The organism is Leucobacter sp. PH1c (assembly GCF_000633415.1).
Lineage (GTDB): Bacteria > Actinomycetota > Actinomycetes > Actinomycetales > Microbacteriaceae > Leucobacter.
In genome coordinates this window covers 160,556-177,915 of sequence record NZ_AYMV01000007.1, presented here as the reverse complement: position 1 = coordinate 177,915, position 17,360 = coordinate 160,556, and the positions used below count along the sequence as shown (strand labels likewise).

General features: G+C 70.2%; 17 protein-coding genes. 13 read left to right on the top strand and 4 right to left on the bottom strand.

Annotation, left to right across the window (positions count from 1 at the left end; genetic code table 11):
* From U874_RS0102565 to U874_RS0102515, 11 genes are all read left to right on the top strand, one after another.
* Nucleotides 1-1,842 (top strand): ABC transporter ATP-binding protein, encoded by a 1,842-nt coding sequence (locus U874_RS0102565; RefSeq protein ID WP_025132985.1) that lies wholly within the window; start codon nucleotides 1-3, stop codon nucleotides 1,840-1,842.
* Nucleotides 1,839-2,804 (top strand): ABC transporter permease, encoded by a 966-nt coding sequence (locus U874_RS0102560; RefSeq protein WP_025132984.1) that lies wholly within the window; start codon nucleotides 1,839-1,841, stop codon nucleotides 2,802-2,804. Before U874_RS0102565 ends, U874_RS0102560 begins: the two co-directional genes overlap by 4 nt.
* Nucleotides 2,801-3,778 carry an ABC transporter permease gene (locus U874_RS0102555; RefSeq protein WP_025132983.1) on the top strand — a complete coding sequence of 326 codons (978 nt, stop codon included), beginning with the start codon at nucleotides 2,801-2,803 and terminating at the stop codon, nucleotides 3,776-3,778. The genes U874_RS0102560 and U874_RS0102555 overlap by 4 nt, the downstream gene beginning before the upstream one ends.
* A 40-nt stretch (nucleotides 3,779-3,818) precedes the next feature.
* Nucleotides 3,819-5,120 (top strand): alpha/beta fold hydrolase, encoded by a 1,302-nt coding sequence (locus U874_RS0102550; RefSeq protein WP_025132982.1) that lies wholly within the window; start codon nucleotides 3,819-3,821, stop codon nucleotides 5,118-5,120.
* A gap of 20 nt (nucleotides 5,121-5,140) precedes the next feature.
* Nucleotides 5,141-6,664: an aminopeptidase P family protein gene (locus tag U874_RS0102545; protein ID WP_198525801.1), complete on the top strand. Its 1,524-nt coding sequence runs from the start codon at nucleotides 5,141-5,143 to the stop codon at nucleotides 6,662-6,664.
* 148 nt (nucleotides 6,665-6,812) lie between these two features.
* Complete coding sequence (gene rpsP, locus U874_RS0102540) at nucleotides 6,813-7,247, top strand: 30S ribosomal protein S16 (protein WP_025132980.1); 435 nt, start codon at nucleotides 6,813-6,815, stop codon at nucleotides 7,245-7,247.
* Between the two features lie 6 nt (nucleotides 7,248-7,253).
* On the top strand, nucleotides 7,254-7,538 hold the full coding sequence (locus U874_RS0102535) for an RNA-binding protein (RefSeq protein WP_025132979.1): 285 nt from the start codon (nucleotides 7,254-7,256) through the stop codon (nucleotides 7,536-7,538).
* A complete protein-coding gene (gene rimM, locus U874_RS0102530) occupies nucleotides 7,538-8,188 on the top strand; it encodes a ribosome maturation factor RimM (RefSeq protein ID WP_051582760.1) in 651 nt (216 codons plus the stop codon). Before U874_RS0102535 ends, rimM begins: the two co-directional genes overlap by 1 nt.
* On the top strand, nucleotides 8,185-8,922 hold the full coding sequence (gene trmD, locus U874_RS0102525; RefSeq protein WP_025132977.1) for a tRNA (guanosine(37)-N1)-methyltransferase TrmD: 738 nt from the start codon (nucleotides 8,185-8,187) through the stop codon (nucleotides 8,920-8,922). The genes rimM and trmD overlap by 4 nt, the downstream gene beginning before the upstream one ends.
* Nucleotides 8,923-8,946: 24 nt before the next feature.
* Entirely contained in the window at nucleotides 8,947-10,278 is a 1,332-nt protein-coding gene (locus U874_RS0102520) for a Mur ligase family protein (protein WP_025132976.1), read from the top strand.
* Nucleotides 10,272-11,021 (top strand): glutamine amidotransferase, encoded by a 750-nt coding sequence (locus U874_RS0102515; protein WP_051582759.1) that lies wholly within the window; start codon nucleotides 10,272-10,274, stop codon nucleotides 11,019-11,021. Before U874_RS0102520 ends, U874_RS0102515 begins: the two co-directional genes overlap by 7 nt.
* Here U874_RS0102515 and U874_RS0102510 read toward each other — a convergent pair.
* Nucleotides 11,018-11,677, bottom strand: a complete 660-nt coding sequence (locus tag U874_RS0102510) for a mismatch-specific DNA-glycosylase (RefSeq protein WP_025132974.1) — start codon at nucleotides 11,675-11,677, stop codon at nucleotides 11,018-11,020. The genes U874_RS0102515 and U874_RS0102510 overlap by 4 nt on opposite strands.
* A gap of 390 nt (nucleotides 11,678-12,067) precedes the next feature.
* On the opposite strand from U874_RS0102510, the gene U874_RS0102505 reads away from it, so the two are divergent.
* Nucleotides 12,068-12,625: a YceI family protein gene (locus U874_RS0102505; RefSeq protein WP_025132973.1), complete on the top strand. Its 558-nt coding sequence runs from the start codon at nucleotides 12,068-12,070 to the stop codon at nucleotides 12,623-12,625.
* 153 nt (nucleotides 12,626-12,778) lie between these two features.
* Here U874_RS0102505 and U874_RS0102500 read toward each other — a convergent pair whose 3' ends face one another.
* The 3 genes from U874_RS0102500 to U874_RS0102490 are packed head-to-tail and all read right to left on the bottom strand — an operon-like array spanning nucleotide 12,779 to nucleotide 15,590.
* The gene (locus U874_RS0102500) at nucleotides 12,779-13,852 is read right to left on the bottom strand and encodes an aromatic acid exporter family protein (protein ID WP_025132972.1); all 1,074 of its coding nucleotides are present in this window, start codon (nucleotides 13,850-13,852) and stop codon (nucleotides 12,779-12,781) included.
* Nucleotides 13,849-14,898, bottom strand: a complete 1,050-nt coding sequence (locus U874_RS0102495) for an App1 family protein (RefSeq protein WP_232755849.1) — start codon at nucleotides 14,896-14,898, stop codon at nucleotides 13,849-13,851. Before U874_RS0102495 ends, U874_RS0102500 begins: the two co-directional genes overlap by 4 nt.
* A 38-nt stretch (nucleotides 14,899-14,936) precedes the next feature.
* Nucleotides 14,937-15,590: a DedA family protein gene (locus U874_RS0102490; RefSeq protein ID WP_029987474.1), complete on the bottom strand. Its 654-nt coding sequence runs from the start codon at nucleotides 15,588-15,590 to the stop codon at nucleotides 14,937-14,939.
* A gap of 326 nt (nucleotides 15,591-15,916) precedes the next feature.
* Here U874_RS0102490 and U874_RS0102485 point away from each other — a divergent pair, with 326 nt between their 5' ends.
* The gene (locus U874_RS0102485; RefSeq protein ID WP_025132970.1) at nucleotides 15,917-17,356 is read left to right on the top strand and encodes a cytochrome ubiquinol oxidase subunit I; all 1,440 of its coding nucleotides are present in this window, start codon (nucleotides 15,917-15,919) and stop codon (nucleotides 17,354-17,356) included.
* The last annotated feature ends 4 nt before the right edge of the window (nucleotides 17,357-17,360 follow it).

The window sequence follows — 17,360 nt, the reverse complement described above, 5'->3', positions numbered from 1 at the left end:
ATGACGATTCTTGAAGTGTCGAACCTCGTGGTCGACATCCCCACGGAAGACGGTGACGTGCACGCCGTGCAAGACGTCTCCTTCGCGGTGCGCGAGGGCGAGTTCTTCGGCATCGTCGGCGAGTCCGGCTCGGGAAAGTCGGTGCTCGTGCAGTCCGTCATGGGACTGATCCCGCAGGCGAAGACCGCGGGGCGCGTCGAGTTCCGCGGGCAGAACCTGCTCACGCTCGGGGCTGACGGCTTGCGCCGGCTCCGCGGCAAGGAGATCAGCATGATCTTCCAGGACCCGCTGTCGAGCCTGCACCCGCAGTACACGATCGGCTGGCAGATCGTCGAGCAGATCCGCGCCCACGAGCCCGTCTCGCACGCCGCGGCCAAGGCTCGCGCGATCGAGCTGCTCGAGAAGGTCCGGATCCCGAACGCGGCGGAGCGCTTCGACGCCTACCCGCACCAGTTCTCCGGCGGAATGCGGCAGCGCGTCATGATCGCAATGGCGCTGTCTCTCGGTCCCGCGATCATCATCGCGGACGAACCGACGACGGCGCTCGACTCGACGGTCCAGGCGCAGATCCTCGATCTGCTTGCCGAGATGCGCGCGGATCTCGGTGCGACGGTCATCATGATCAGCCACGACCTCGGCGTCCTCGCGCGCGTGGCCGACCGGGTGATGGTGATGTACGGCGGGCGCCGGCTCGAGCTGGGGGAGAGCGCGCAGGTGCTCGGCAACCCGGCGCATCCCTACACCGCGGGCCTCCTCCGCTCCTCCTCGTTCAACACGGCTCCGGGCGCCCCGCTCGTGCCGATTGCCGGACGCACGCCGAGCCTGCTCACGCCGCCAAGCGGATGCGTGTTCCAGAGCCGCTGCCCCGACGCGATGGAGATCTGCGGGCAGCGACCGCCGGTGCGGAGCTTCACCGACGGCACCGAGGCGCTCTGCTGGCTCGAGACGCCGCCGAGTGCTCCCGCCCCGCCCGAGCCGGCGCTGCCCCCGCTCGAGATCTCCGAGGAGAACGCGATCGTCGAGGTACGCGAGCTCGAACTCGAGTTCCGCCAGCGACGGGCCGAGCCGAAGCGTGTGCTCGACGGGATCTCGCTCACCGTGCGACGCGGCGAAACGCTCGGCCTCGTGGGGGAGAGCGGCTGCGGGAAGACCACCCTCGCCCGCACGATCGCGGGCCTCATCCCGCAGACGAGCGGGACGGTGCGCTTCGACGGGCGCGACACCGCCGAGTTGCGCGGCGACGAGTGGCGTGCGCAGCGGCGCAAGGTGCAGGTCGTGTTCCAGGACCCCTTCGGCTCGCTCAACCCGAAGCGCCGCGTGGGCGCCATCATCGGCGATCCGTTCCGCATCCACGGCGTCGCCTCGGGGCGCGAGCGCCAGGCCCGGGTCCAGGAGCTCATGGAGCTCGTCGGGCTGAATCCGGAGCACTTCAACCGCTTCCCCTCGCAGTTCTCGGGCGGCCAGCGTCAGCGCATCGGCATCGCTCGCGCGATCGCGCTCCGGCCCGAGCTCGTGATCCTCGACGAGCCGGTCTCGGCGCTCGACGTATCGATCCAGGCGCAGGTGCTCAACCTGCTCGACGATCTCCAGCGCGAGCTCGGGCTCACCTACCTGTTCATCTCGCACGACCTCGCCGTCGTGCGCCACGTCTGTGACCGCATCGCGGTCATGGAGGGCGGCCGGATCATCGAGCTCGACGACGCGGAGCGCGTCTCCAGCGATCCGCAGCAGCCGTTCACGCAGCGCCTGCTGGCAGCCGCGGCCCCCGAGATCCCGCGCCGACCCCGGGAGCGCGAGCTGCTCGCCGTCGGCGCGCCGGCCACGATGGAGGACCTCGCATGAACCGCGTCTTCTCGAAGGAAACCACGGTGCTCATCACGCCGGCCGCCGCCGCGCGACGGGCCGCCGAGGTGAAGGCGCGCAGCTCGTGGCAGCTCACGCTGGCCCGCCTGGTGCGCGATCCCGCGAGCATCATCTCGGCGCTCGTCATCGTGGGCATCGTCGCCTTCGCGCTCGGGGCCCCGCTCATCGCCGAGTGGACGGGCCACGGCCCGACCGAGCAGCTCCGCGAGACCGGGCTCTCCGCGGCGGGGATCCCTGTCGGTCCGTCCGCCGAGTTCCTGCTCGGCACGGATCAGCTCGGCCGCGACGTACTCGTCCGCCTCGCCTACGGTGCGCGCGTCTCCCTCCTCGTCGGTGTCGTGGCCTCGCTGATCGCCTCCGCGATCGGGATCCTGATCGGCATGATCGCCGGGTTCTTCGGGGGAATCGTCGATACCGTCCTCAGCCGGGTCATCGACCTCGTGATGAGCGTGCCGTTCCTGCTCGTCGCGATCGCCACCGTCTCCGTCCTCGGACCGAGCCTGCAGCTCTCGATCGCCGTGATCGTGTTCTTCAGCTGGACCGGCCTCGCCCGCGTGATCCGGGGGCAGGTGCTCGCCATTCGCGAGCGCGAGTTCATCGAGGCGGCCCGCTCGCTCGGCGAGTCGCGGCTCTCCATCATGTTCACGGGCGTGCTCCCGAACCTCATCGTGCCGATCATCGTCTACACGACGCTCATGATCCCGGCCGCGATCGTCTTCGAGGCGACGCTCTCCTTCCTCGGGCTCGGCATCGTGCCGCCCACCCCGAGCTGGGGCAACATGCTCGCCGACGCCGCAAACGGCTCCATGTACATGGTGGCGCCGTGGATGGTGCTCGTGCCCGGTCTCGCCCTGCTCGCGCTCACGCTCGCCTTCAACCTGCTCGGCGACGGCCTGCGCGACGCGCTCGACCCGTCCTCCACGAAGGGAGGGAAGTCGTGATCCGCTTCCTCGCCTCGCGCATCGGATTCGGTGTGCTCGTCCTCTTCCTGCTCAGCGTCTTCGTGTTCGTGCTGTTCTACGTCACGCCGTCGGATCCCGCGCGGATCATCGCCGGCGACAAGGCGACCGAGGAGCTCATGGCCCAGATCCGGGTGAATCTCGGTCTCGACAAGCCGATGCTCGAGCAGTACCTCGGCTTCATCGGGAACCTACTGCAGGGCGACCTCGGCTACTCGTACCGGACGAACCTCCCGGTGGCCGACATCGTGCTCGCGCGAATCCCGATCACGATGTCGCTCGTGTTCGGCGCGGTGCTCGTCTGGCTCGCGATCGGCATCCCGATCGGCATCGCCTCGGCGAAGCGCCCGGGCAGCGTGCGCGATCGGCTCGGCCAGGGCTTCGCGATCGTGGGCATCAGCTTCCCCACGTTCGTGCTCGGCATGCTGGCGCTCTACACGCTCTACTTCCTTCCGACACGCTTCGGGTTCACCCTGTTCCCGCCCTCCGGCTACGTGCCCTTCGCACAGGATCCGCTGCAGTGGGCCTGGCACCTCGCGCTGCCCTGGCTCACCCTGGCACTCGTCACGAGTGCGGTGTACGCCCGGCTCACGCGCGGCCAGATGCTCGAGGTCCTCGGGCAGGACTACGTGCGCACGGCCCGCGCGAAGGGCCTCACCGAGCGCCGCGTCACCTACGTGCACGCGTTCCGGAGCGCGATGCCGCCGCTCGTCACCCAGCTCGGGATCGACATCGGCATGCTGCTCGGCGGCGTGATCGTCATCGAGCAGGTGTTCGGGCTCCAGGGCGTCGGCGCCCTCGCCGTCACGAGCGTCGCGATGCAGGATCGGCCCGTGGTGATCGCGATCGTGCTCCTCGGCGGTGTCTTCGTGGTGCTCTCGAACCTGGTCGTCGATACGCTGTACGCGCTGCTCGACTCCCGGGTCCGTACCTCGAACGCGCGAAGCCGAGCATGAACGCGCAGAGCCGAGCATGAACGCGCAGAAGGGAACACCGATGGAACGCAGCGCTGAATACCCGATCGGAACCGACATCGTCGCACGCGACGTGTGGACGACGGTGCCGCTCGACTGGAACGACCCCGAGGGGGAGACGATCCGGGTCTACGCCCGTGAGCTCGTCGCGGCCGAGCGCAAGAACGAGGAGCTGCCGCTCCTCGTGCATCTGCAGGGCGGCCCGGGCGGCAAGGGCACCCGTCCGCTCGGCCGGAGCGCGTGGGTCGGCGCGGCGCTCCGCCGCTTCCGGCTCGTGATTCCCGATCAGCGCGGCACGGGTCGCTCCACGCCGCTCTCGGGATCCGACTTCGCCGAGCTGCCCGCGCCCGAGGCCGCGCGGCGGCTCTCCCTGCACCGCGCGGACGCGATCGTGCGCGACCTCGAGGCCGTGCGCGCCACGCACTACGCGGGGCGCCAGTGGTGGACGATCGGGCAGAGCTACGGCGGGTTCCTGACCCTCCACTACCTCTCGACGGCTCCCGAAGCGATCGTCGGCTCCGCCGTCGCGGGCGGGCTCGCCTCGCTCGAGCCGGATCCCGCCGAGGTCTACCGCCGCACCTTCCCGCGCGTGCGCGAGAAGAACCGGCGCTTCCAGGAGCGGGCCCCCCACCTCCGCGAGCGCCTGGCGCGGATCGCCGACATCCTCGATGCCGAGGACGTGCGCCTGCCCGACGGCGACCGCCTCACGGTCCGCCGCCTGCAGACGCTCGGCCTCGACTTCGGCATGGGCCCGGGCTTCGACCGTGTGCACTGGCTCCTCGATGAGGCCTTCGCCGACGCGGACGAGACGCGACTGAGCGACACCTTCCTCGCGACGGTCGGGGAGTCGACGGGCTTCGCGACGAATCCGCTCTTCATCGCCCTGCAGGAGAGCATCTACGGGCCCGGCCCCACGTCTTGGGCGGCGCAGCGGGAGCGCGACGCGCAACCCGACTTCGCTCCCGACGCGCGGCCGTTGCTCCTCACCGGGGAGATGGTCTTCCCCTGGATGTTCGAGGAGATCCGCGCACTCCGCGGCTTCCGCGCCGGCGTCGAACTGCTCGCCGAGCAGGCGTGGCCGATCGAGATGTACGATCCCGCGCGGCTCGCGGAGAACCCCGTGCCCGTCGAGGCCGCCGTCTACTTCGACGACATGTACGTCGACGCCGGCCTCTCGCTCGACACCGCCGCGCGCGTCTCCGGGCTGCACGCCTGGGTGACGAACGAGTTCGAGCACGACGGCATCCACCACGACGGCGTCGCCGAGCGGCTCTTCACCGCGCTCGAGCACCGCCTCGGCGGCACCCCAGCAACCCGCAACTGATCCCCGGAGGAGAATCCACCATGACCCACGCCTCGCACGCCTCCCACGATTCCCACGCCGCCCCGGCGACGAGCCTCTCGGGCCTCGGCGCCGCCGTGCGCACGCTCGACTGGGAATCGGGCATGCCGAACTCGCGCGCGATCCGGCGCGATCCCCGGATGCCGCTGCTCTCGACCACCCCGGGCTTCACCGAGTGGATCGGGACCGGCTGGGGCGAAGCGGATCGCACGCCCCGCGTCGAGGCCGGCGCTCCCGCCGCTGCCGCCGCGCACCGGGCCCGGCTCTCCGCGGCCCTCCCGGGCCAGGCGCTCGTCATCACGGCGGGACGCGCGCAGCTGCGGGTCAACGACAACTTCTTCGACTTCCGGGCGGACAGCGATTTCCTCTGGCTCGTCGGCGCCGGTGTGGAGGACGGGGTGCTCGTGCTCACGCCGAGCGCGGGCGGTCACGATGCGGTGCTGTACATCACGCCGCCGGCGCGTCCCGGCGAGGCCGCTTTCCACGCCTCCGCGGCGCACGGCGAGCTCTGGGTCGGGCCGCAGCCCGGCGTCGCGGAGCTGCAGGAGGCGCTCGGACTGACAGTGCGCCCCATCGGCGAGCTGCGGCTCCCCGCGGGCGCGCTCGTGGGCGGCGCGGCGGTCGTCGCGGCGGGGGCCGGCGCCACGCTCGACGGGACCCCGCGCTCTGCGGAGCTGATCCGGGTGCTCTCGGAGCTGCGGATGTTCAAGGACGCGTGGGAGATCGGCGAGCTGCGCCGCGCGATCACGGACACGATCGACGGCTTCGCCGAGGTGCGGCGCGAGATCCCGCGCGCGATCGAGCGGGGCGGAGAGCGGTGGCTGCAGGGCACCTTCGACCGCCACGCGCGCACCGTGGGGCAGGCCCCGGGCTACGCGACGATCGTGGGCTCGGGCGCGCACGCGCCCGTGCTCCACTGGGTGCGCGCGGACGGCGAGATCTCGCCCGAGGAGCTGCTGCTCCTCGACATGGGCGTCGAGGGGCGATCGGGCTACACCGCGGACGTGACCCGCACCTTCCCGGCGAACGGCACCTTCTCCGCCGTGCAGCGCGAGGTGCACGACCTCGTCGAGCGCTCGCACCGCGCGGGCCTCGCAGCGGTTGCCCCCGGTCGCCCCTGGGCCGATTTCCACGCCGCGAGCATGGAGGTGCTCGCGCACGGGCTCGCCGACTGGGGGCTCCTGCCCGTCTCGGTGGATGAGGCGCTCTCCGAGCACGGCCAGCAGCACCGCCGCTACATCGTCTGCGGGGTGGGGCATCACCTGGGGCTCGACGTGCACGACTGCGACGGGTCAAGCTACGACGCCTACCTGGGCGGCACGGTGCAGACGGGAATGGCACTCACGGTGGAGCCGGGGCTCTACTTCCACGCCTGGGATGAGACGGTTCCCCCGGAGCTGCGGGGGATCGGTGTGCGCCTCGAGGACGACCTCATCGTGACCGAGTCCGGGCACGAGGTGCTGAGCGATGCGCTCCCCATTGACGCGGCGGGGATCGAGCAGTGGATGGCCGATTCGGCGAAGTAGTCGCACAAAACCCCTGATCCTGACAAAAATTGCGTTCAGGGGGCCTGCTGTGGCAAAATAGTCAAGTTCACGCAATCGCGTGCCCAGGCTTTCGCGCCGCGGATCGGATCCGCGTCGTGTCGTCGGTTCACTATCAAGGAGTCATCACATGGCAGTCAAGATTCGCCTCAAGCGTCTCGGCAAGATCCGCGCGCCCTACTACCGCATCGTCGTCGCCGACTCGCGCACCAAGCGCGACGGTCGCGTGATCGAGGAGATCGGCAAGTACCACCCGACCGAGAACCCCTCCTTCATCGAGGTCGACTCGGATCGCGCGCAGTACTGGCTGAGCGTCGGCGCGCAGCCGACCGAGCAGGTCGCGGCCATCCTGAAGCTCACGGGCGACTGGGGCAAGTTCTCGGGCGAGGGCTCGACCGAGTCGCAGGTCAAGGCCCCCGAGGCCAAGGCCGTCTTCGAGGCCGACGCTTCGAAGAAGACCGTGCTCCGCCCCAAGGCTGAGAAGCCTGCCGAGGCGCCCGCCGAGGACGCTGCTGAGGCGCCCGCCGAGGAGGCCGCAGAGGCCGCCGAGAGCACCGAGGCCTAAGCACTCTTGGCTGAACAGGCGCTCGCTGACGCCCTCGGACACCTCGTCCGCGGGATCGTCGACCACCCGGATCGGGTGCGGGTCGATTCGCGCGGCGGATCCCGCGGCGAGGTCCTTGAGGTGCGCGTGCACCCGAGCGACCTCGGTCGCGTGATCGGCCGCGGCGGCCGCACCGCCTCCTCGCTGCGCACCGTCGTGACCTCGCTGGCCGCGGGGGAGCGCGTGCGCGTGGACGTCGTCGACACCGACGACGCCCCCGCCGAGGCCGCGTCGACCGGAAGCGACGCCTGATGGCCGGCGCCTCCGGGCGCGCGCAGGCTCCCCGTCCCGCTAGCGGGGCGGGGAGTTTGCGTGTGGGCCGCCTGACGAAGCCGCACGGACTGAAGGGCGGCATTAAGCTCGAGCTCTTCACCGACAACCCGGAGCTCCGCTTCGTGCCGGGTGCGGAGTTCTACCTCCAGGTCCCCGAGGACTCCCCGTGGTTCGGCCGCACGATCACGCTGCGCGAACTGCGGTGGTTCAACGATGCTCCCGTCGGCTTCTTCGCCGAGCTCCCCGACCGCACCGCGGCGGAGAGCATCGTCCGCGCGATCCTCTGGATCGACGAGGCGGCGGTCGCCGAGGGGGAGGAAGAGAACGCCTGGTACCACCACCAGCTCGTCGGCCTCGACGTGGTCGAGGGCGAGCGCAAGCTCGGCGTGGTGGCCGAGGTGCAGCACTTCCCCGCGCAGGATCTGCTGGTCGTGACGACCGAGACCGGCTCCGTGCTCGTCCCGTTCGTCGAGGCGATCGTGCCGAGCGTCGACATCGAGGCGGGCGTCGTGCGCGTCACCCCGCCCGCCGGGCTCTTCGAGGAGCGCGACGCCGAGATCGCCGGCGGCCCGGACGCGGGCCAGCCCGCTGCGCGGGACGCCGACCCCACCGCGGGACGCGACGCATGAGGATCGACGTCGTCTCGATCTTCCCCGGCTACTTCGACGCGCTCGAGCTCTCGCTGCTCGGCAAGGCGAAGCAGCGCGGGCTCGTCGACGTGCGCGTGCACGATCTGCGCGAGCACGCGCACGACAAGCACCGCACCGTCGACGACACGCCGAGTGGCGGCGGCGCCGGGATGGTCATGAAGCCCGAGCCCTGGGGCGAAGCGCTCGACACGATCCTCACCGATCCGGGCGCCGCCGACGAGCCGCTCATCATCTTCCCGTCGCCCGCCGGCGAGGTCTTCTCGCAGAAGATGGCGCGCGAGCTCGCCGACGAGGAGCACCTCGTCTTCGGCTGCGGCCGCTACGAGGGCATCGACCAGCGAGTCTTCGACGAGTACGCCGAGCGCGGCCGCGTGCGGCTCGTGAGCATCGGCGATTACATCCTGAACGGCGGAGAGGTGGCGACGATCGCCATGATCGAGGCCATCGCGCGGCTCGTGCCCGGAGTGGTCGGCAACCCCGAGAGCCTCGTCGAGGAGTCCCACGAGGACGGTCTGCTCGAGTACCCGAGCTACACGAAGCCCGCCGAGTGGCGCGGCCGTGCGGTGCCGCCCGTGCTGCTCAGCGGAAACCACGCGGCCATCGCCACGTGGCGCGGCGAGCAGAGCATCGAGCGCACTCGCCGGGTCCGCCCGGAGCTTCTCTCGCGCGAGCAGCGCGGCGAGCCGCGCGGCCGGCACGCAGCCGACGACTAGCCCAGCTCCACTAGGCTGGCATCCATGCGTGATGTGATCTCCGCCCTCGTCGGGAAGAGCGTCCGGCAGGCTGCGCGCCTGCGGGGCGGCGGCTCCGCCCTCCCCGGGCTCGTCGTCGAGAAGCTCGACCCCGGCTTCCTCGGCCGGGTGCTCGGGCGACTCCCGTACGGCGTCGTCGCAGTGAGCGGCACCAACGGCAAGACGACCACGACGAAGATGATCGTGGAGATGCTCGAGGCCCAGGGGCTTCGCGTCTTCACGAACCGCACGGGATCGAACTTCTCGCGCGGCGTCGTGGCCGCGGCCGTCGCGGAGGGATCCCTCGCGGGCCGGCTCGACGCCGACATCGCGGTGCTCGAGCTCGATGAGGCGCACGCCATGTACTTCATCGATCGTGTGCCGCCGCGCTTCACGCTGCTGCTGAACGTGCTCCGCGACCAGCTCGATCGCTTCGGCGAGATCGACACGACGGCGCGCCTGCTCCAGCGCATCGCCGACGCCACGACGGAGGGCCTCGTCGTCAACCGCGAGGACCGGCTCATCCGCGAGATCGGCGTGCGCACCCGCGCGCGCAGCTCCGCGGTCGACGTGCGCGAGTTCGGCCTCTCCGACGACCTGCTCGCCACGTTCCCGAGCGATGACGACTTCCACGCGGGCGCGCCCGCGGCGCGGAGCGAGGACGCGGGATCCGGATCCGCCGATGTCACCCTCATCGAGCTCGGCGACCACGAGGCGGTCTTCCAGATCGACGGCGCACCGCACCGCACCGCGCTGAAGCTCGAGGGCCTCTACAACACCTTCAACGCCGCCGCCGCGCTCGCGGTCGTGCGGCAGGTGCTCGAGGCCGGTCCGCTGCCCGAGCGTGCCGCGCGCATCGCGCCGCCCGCGGACACCGATCGCATTGTCACGGCGCTCGCCGAGGTGCGCCCCGCATTCGGGCGCGGCGAGCAGCTCGAGCTCGATGGCCAGCCCCTCGAGCTCGTCCTCGTGAAGAACCCCGCCGGCTTCCGGCTCGGCCTCGCATCGTTCGCGGCCGAGGGCGTCGGCGCCATGATCGCGATCAACGACCAGTACGCCGACGGACGGGACATGTCCTGGCTCTGGGACGTCGACTTCAGCTCGCTCGCCGCGCGCGGCGTCGACACGGTGAGCGGCGCGCGCGCCTGGGACATGGCGCTCCGACTGGAGCACGACGACGTCCCCGTGGGCCACGTCGAGGAGGATCTCGGTGCCGCGCTCACGGCGTTCCGCGAGCGCACGATGGGGCAGCCGCGCCGCATCTACTGCACCTACACGGCGATGCTCGAACTCCGCCGCACTCTCGCGGAGCTGACTGATGTGGAGGACATCTGGTGAGCGCAGCAGGCACGACGGGGGAGACCCCGCGCGAACTCGTCATCGTCTCGCTCTATCCGCGCGACATGAACATCTACGGCGACCGGGGCAACGTTCTCGCCCTGGAGCGCCGTGCACGCGCGCACGGCTTCGCGCCGCGCGTGGTCGAGGTGAACCCCGGCGATCCATTCCCGGAGACCGTCGACCTCGTCGTTGGCGGCGGTGGACAGGACTCCGGGCAGGGACGCGTGGCCGCGGACCTCGTGGCGCGTCGCGACGCGATCCGCGCCCTCGCCGAGGACGGCGTGCCCATGCTCATGGTCTGCGGGCTCTACCAGCTGTTCGGTCACCGCTTCATCACGCACACGGGCGAGGAGCTCGCCGGTATCGGCGTGCTCGACGTGGAGACCCGCGGGGGGACCGAGCGGATGATCGGCAACATCGTCCTCGACACCGCCGAGTTCGGCGAAATCATCGGGTACGAGAACCACAGCGGGAACACGACCCTCGGCCCGGGATCCACACCGCTCGGCACCGTCCTCCAGGGCGCGGGCAACAACCCGAGCGACGGGGTGGAGGGCGCGCGCACCGGCAACGTGATCGGCAGCTATCTCCACGGCTCCCTGCTGCCGAAGAACCCCGCCCTCAGCGACTTCCTGATCGGGGAGGCGGCGCGTCGCCGCTACGGCGCGTTCGAGCCGCGCGCCGAGCTCGGCGAGACCGTGCTGCAGGCGCGAGCGAGCGCGAAGCGCCGCCCCCGCTAGGGCCGGTCGCCGCGCGCTGACGAAGGCTGCGCGGTGTCCTCCCACACCGCCCGCCACTTCTCGGCGAGCGAGTCGATCGTCTCGTGTGCGTTGAGCCCGCTCGGCTGCGGCACGACCCAGAGGCGCACCCCGGCCGGCCAGTCGGGGATCAGGCTCGTGTCCTGCGGGCCGAGCGCGGCGCGGGGAAGCGCGAACGCCTTCCGGAATGCGCCGATCCCCGCGATCGCGACCCTCTCGGGCCGGAGCCGCCCCAGCCGTTCGACGAGCCTCCGACCCGCCGCAGGAAACTCCTCGCGCGCCAGGTCTCGCTCGGCGACCGTGGCGCGGCCGATCAGGTTCGTGATCCCGATTCCGCGGTCGAGCAGGGCGCGCTCGTCCTCCTGCGCGAGGCCCGCCGTGGCGTCGACGCTGCGCTCGGTGAGCCCGGCGCGGTGCAGGGAGGGCCAGAAGCGATTCCCCGGGTAGGCGAAGGGCGCGTTCACGGCGGCCGTCCAGAGGCCGGGATTCACGCCGACGATGAGGAGGCGCAGGCGGGTCGCCGCGGGGTCCTCCGGAAGCACGTCGTCGAGCGCGTGCGGGTCGTCCGTGGCGAACTGGGCGAGCTGATCGCGGCGGGGCCGGGCTCCGTGCAGAGGAGAGGGGCGTCGCTGTGGCATGGCTCCAGGGTACGCGGTGCGGTGTTGTCGGCCCGCGGCGCGGTCTGTTGCGGTGTTGTCGGCCCGCGTGACGTGAGCCCTCCGCGCTCCAGTCTCCGTGCCCCGCCTCCCCTTCCTCGGAGAAATCTGGAATCTCGGACGCTGCTCCGGCAGAATCTCCGAGATCCCAGATTTCTCCTGCCGGATTGGAGGCGCCTGCGGGATCGGAGGCGCCTGCGGGATCGGTGAGGCACCGGGTTCGCGAGCCCCGCTCCGCCGCGGAGCCGAGCCCCAGCGCGCAGCTCGAACCCGCGGCGACACTCCGGGGAGAACTTTTTTTCGAGAGGGCAGGAATATTCGTCTGCATGTATCTGTTGCACCCCATATCCCGCCCCCAAAGAAAGGCATCGCATGACCATCACCGCTGAGCAGATCCCCGGCTACCGCGCAGGCACGTGGGTGATCGACCCCACGCACTCCGAGGTCGGCTTCTCCGTGCGCCACCTCGCGATCAGCAAGGTGAAGGGCAAGTTCGAGAACTTCGACGCCACCTTCGTCACCGCCGAGAACCCGCTCGACTCGACCGTCACCGCTTCGGCCGAGGTCGCGTCGATCAACACGAACGAGAAGAACCGCGACGGCCACCTCCGCACGGGCGACTTCTTCGCCGCGGACGAGTTCCCGCAGCTCACCTTCGTGTCGACCGGTGCCCGTGAGGTGAACGGCGACTTCCTGGTCGACGGCGAGCTCACCATGCGCGGCGTCACCCAGCCCGTCACCTTCAACTTCGAGTTCGGTGGCTTCGGCGAGGACGGCTACGGCAACTACAAGGCGGGCTTCACCGCGACCACCGTCGTGAAGCGCGAGGACTTCGGCCTCAGCTGGAACGCACCGCTTGAGAAGGGCGGCCTCCTGCTCGGCTCCGACGTGACGATCAACATCGACGTCCAGGCCGCACTGCAGGCCTAAGCGCGACGCACACGGTCGCTGCGGCGACCGCACCGGGCGGGCACCACCGACGAGGTGGTGTCCGCCCGTTCGCGTTGCAGCCCGGATGCGCGGCACTCCCGAGACGCCGCACTCCCGTGCTTCCCGTACTCCCGCGCTTCGCGCGCGGACAGGTCAGTCGAGCTCGCCCGTGATCCGGCCGCGCACGCGCCGCAGATCCTCCATGAGCGAGCCGATGAGCACCCAGTGCTCGGGGTGCGGCTGCGGGATCGTGTACGGCTGCGTGAGCGCGGGCGGCTCCACCGGGCCCGCGTCCGCCACGTCGGAGGTCAGGTGTCCAAGTCGCTCGAGATCGTGGGCCGCGCGCCGCATCTCCTCGACCATGCCGATCACGGAGCGATCGGTGACGAGCTCGGGATCGTAGAGGTCGGCGGTGGCGCGTGCCATCCCGATGATCTGCGTGACGATGCGCTGCAGGCGCTGGAAGAGCGCGTCGTCGTCGGCGAGTCCCTGCCGGTAGCGGCGGCTGCGGGGATTGAAGCGCAGACTCTCGCGCGCCTGGCGCAGGAGGTCGTGCACGCGGCCGCGCTCCGCCTGGAGGGTGCGCGCCTCGGCGAGCATCTCGGCGAGCCAGGCGTCGTCCCGCGGCGCGTCGAGCGCGTCGGCGATGCGGGTGAGCACGCGCGCGGAGTGATCCGTGAGGGCGACGATCGCCTCGTTCACCGAGGAGTTCTGCACGGGCGCGACGACGAGCGCGTTGAGCGCGACGCCGATGGTCGCGCCGATCGCGGTCTCGATGAGCCGCTCCGCGCCGTAGTCGAGCTCGAGCCCGCCGAGCGCGATCATGAGCAGCGCCGTGATGGCGATCTGGTTCGTGGAGGACGGGGTCATCCGCAGCAGCCAGCCGACGGCCATGGCAACGACGATGGCGGCGACGAAGAGCCAGGACTGCGGGCCGAAGAGCGCACCGGCGCCGAGCGCGACGGAGATGCCGACGAGCACCCCGACGACGCGCTCGATGCCGCGCGTGAGCGACTGGTCGACGTTGTCCTGCATGACGATCAGCGCGGCGATCGCACCGAAGATAGGCAGCTGCCCGGGGAACACGAGCAGGCAGAGGAACCAGGTGAGGATCGCGGCTGCCGCGCCCTTCGCGAGCTGGAACCAGGAGGGTCGCACCGCGACCGTGAATCGGCCGGTGAGGCCCCGCTCGAAGCGGCGGAACGGGTGCGTCGCCGGCCCGCTCACAGCACGCCCAGCTTGCGCAGCTCCTCACGGAGGGTGGCTCCGTCGGGGCCGTAGACCCAGGGCACGCCGCTCGTGGTGCGGTTGAGACGCGCCTTCGAGCGGCCGCCCGCGAGCACCGCCTCGCCGATGGAGAGCTGCCGGATCGCGACGGCGGCCACGTTCTGCGGATGCGCGGTGGCGAACTCGTGGTAGAGCGCTTCGTCGTGCTGCCCGTCGTCGCCGATGAGCACCCAGCGCACCTCGGGGAACTCGGCGGCGAGCCGCTTGAGCTCGCGTTGCTTGTGCTCACGACCGCTGCGGAACCAGCGGTCGTGGGTGGGGCCCCAGTCGGTGAGGAGCAGCGGGCCCATGGGGTAGAGGTTCCGGGCGAGGAAGCGGCTGAGCGCCGGCGCGGCGTTCCATGCGCCCGTCGAGAGGTAGACGACGGGGGAGCCGGGGTGGGCTGCGACGAGGTGGTCGAGCATCACGGCCATGCCGGGGGTCGCCGAGCGCGCGTGCTCGTCGAGCACGAAGCTGTTCCACGCGGCGACGAACGGCTTGGGGAGCGCGGTGATGAGGATCGTGTCGTCGACGTCGGAGAGGATGCCGAACTTCGCGGCGGGGTCGACGATGTTGACGGGCGCGTCCGCGGCCTCGCTGTCGCCCGCCTGGATCGAGATCGTGTGCCAGCCGGGCGTGAGACGCACGGGGACGATCGAGTCGATCACGCCGCCGCGGTCGGCCGTGACCTCCGCGACGAACTGCCCGTCGATGTGCACGCGCACCCGCTCGTGCGGCGCCGAGAGGCTCGTGAAGGTGCGCCAGCCGCGTACGCGCGAGACCTGCGCGACGTCGGGGCGGAACCGGGTGTGCTCGCGCGTATCCGGCTTCAAGTACAGCACGCGGCCCAGCACGCGCACCCACTCGGTGCTGCCGTAGCCGATGTAGGGGATCACCGAGGGGGCCTTGCCGCGCGAGACTGCGCGACGGGCCCGGCGCACGTGGATCCAGTCCTCGAGTCGCGCCGCGAAGCGGGGGCGGGAGTCGGGCTGGTCGGGGTCAGTCACCTGAGACAGTCTAGAGCGTCGGGCCCCCGGCACGCGCGCTACGCGGCCTCGTCGTCGAGCTCGAGGTGCTTGCGTTCGCGGGAGAAGAACGCGCGCTTGATTGCCCATAGCGCGATGATGACGAGGACGGCCGCGCCCACGAAGATGTAGCCGGCGCCTTTCACCCGGCCGGCGAGCTGCTCGTAGCCCGCCGCCGCGCCCGAGCCGAGGGACACGACGATGAGCGACCAGAGCAGGCTCGCGGGCGCCGTCCACGCGATGAACGTGCGGTAGCGCATCCCGGTCATCCCCGCGGTGAGGGGGATGAGGGAGTGCAGCACCGGGAGGAACCGGGAGAGGAAGACGGCGACGCCGCCGCGCTCACCGAGATAGTGGTCGGCGAGCCGCCACTTGTTCTCGCCGAGGCGCTGCCCCAGCCGGCTCGTGCGGAGGCGGGGCCCTACCCAGCGGCCGAGCGCGAAGCCGATACTCTCGCCGGCAAGCGCGCCGAGAACGAGCGCGGCGACGAGCCAGGCGTATTCTGAGGGATTGCTGACACCGAGCGCTGCGACGAGCGCGATCGTGTCGCCGGGCACGATCAGGCCGACGAAGACCGAGGTCTCGAGCAGGATCCCGATCCCGGCGATGAGGGTGCGGATCGCCGGATCGAGGTCGCGCAGGGCGGCGATGATCGTGTCGAGGAGCTCCGTCATGCGACCGAGTGTAATGAGGCGGGGCGGGGCCGAGCCGTGGATTCTCTGACGGTACTGTGGGCCCATTCCCACGGGGGCGCGGCTCTGGTATCAGTTTTTCGCGGGTCCCGCGGAGATACTTCGGGCCCGAAGCATATTTATTTCGGGGTCGAAGTAAAAGTCTGTTGACGTCAAAATTGATTCGCAGGGGATTCACAGATATTGATATTCTGAGCTCACCCGATCGCCGATCGGGAGCTCCGGCGAGAATTACATCTCGTGGCGGATCTCACTACGGGAGTGTGGCTCCAATGTGTGGGGACCACTCCTTCGTTCAGGAGCGATACATGAACGAATTCCTCGACGCGTTGACGCTGGCTCGGTGGCAGTTTGGCCTGACAACGCTGTACCACTTCATCTTCGTGCCGCTGACCATCGGTCTGAGCCTGCTCGTCGCGATCCTCCAGACTGTCTGGGTGCGCACGGGCAAGGTCAAGTACCTGAAGCTCACGCGCCTCTTCGGGAAGATCTTCCTGATCAACTTCGCCATGGGTGTCGTCACCGGCATCGTGCAGGAGTTCCAGTTCGGCATGAACTGGTCGAACTACTCCCGCTTCGTCGGCGACATCTTCGGCGCCCCGCTCGCGATGGAGGGCCTCATCGCCTTCTTCTTTGAGGCGACGTTCATTGGCCTCTGGATCTTCGGGTGGGACAAGCTCCCCAAGAAGATCCACCTCATGACCATCTGGTTCGTGTGGATCGGCACCGTCCTCTCGGCGTACTTCATCCTCGCGGCGAACGCGTTCATGCAGAACCCGGTCGGCTACACCCTGAACGAGGAGAAGGGCCGCGCCGAGCTCGAGAGCATCGGCGACGTCCTGCTCAACCCCGTTGCGGTGACCCAGTTCCCGCACACCATCTTCGCGGCGCTCATGTTCGCCGGAACGGTCATGGTCGCCGTCGCGGCCTGGCATCTGAAGCGCAACCAGTACGTCGACGAGATGCGCACGGCGCTCCGCTTCGGCGCGTGGACGAACATCATCGCCTTCCTCGGCGTCGGCCTGACCGGCCACTCGCTCGGCATGGTGATGACCGAGACGCAGCCCATGAAGATGGCGGCAGCGGAGGCACTCTACGAGAACGCCTCGGGCGCCGACGCGTCCTTCTCGATCTTCAGCCTCGGCACGCCCGACGGCGCTCATGAGATCTTCTCGATCCGCATCCCGTACCTGCTCTCGTTCCTCTCGACGGGCACGTTCGACGGCTCCGTCGAAGGCATCCGCAACCTGCAGAGCGACTACGAGGCCATGTACTGCGGCGCCGACTCGCTGATGACCTGCCCGAGCGACGGCCAGTTCGCACCCATCATCTGGGTCACCTACTGGGCGTTCCGCTGGATGATCGGCCTCGGCGCACTCGCCGCGCTCGTCTCGGCCGTTGGCCTGTGGCTCACGCGCAAGAACACCGAGCTCCCCGCCTGGACCTGGAAGGTCGCTATCTGGACGGCCCCGATCCCGATGCTCGCATCGCTCGTCGGCTGGATCTTCACCGAGATGGGCCGCCAGCCCTGGATCGTGTTCGGGGTGATGACCACCGAACAAGGCGTGTCGCCGGGCGTGCCCGGCTGGGCCGTCCTCGTCTCCCTGATCGTGTTCACGGTGGTCTACGGCGCCCTCGCGGTCGTCGAGTTCAAGCTCATCACGAAGGCCGCGAAGGAGGGCCCGCCCGAGATCGCGAACGATGTCGACGGCGAGCCCGACCACCAGGCCCTGGCCACGGTCTACTAGGAGG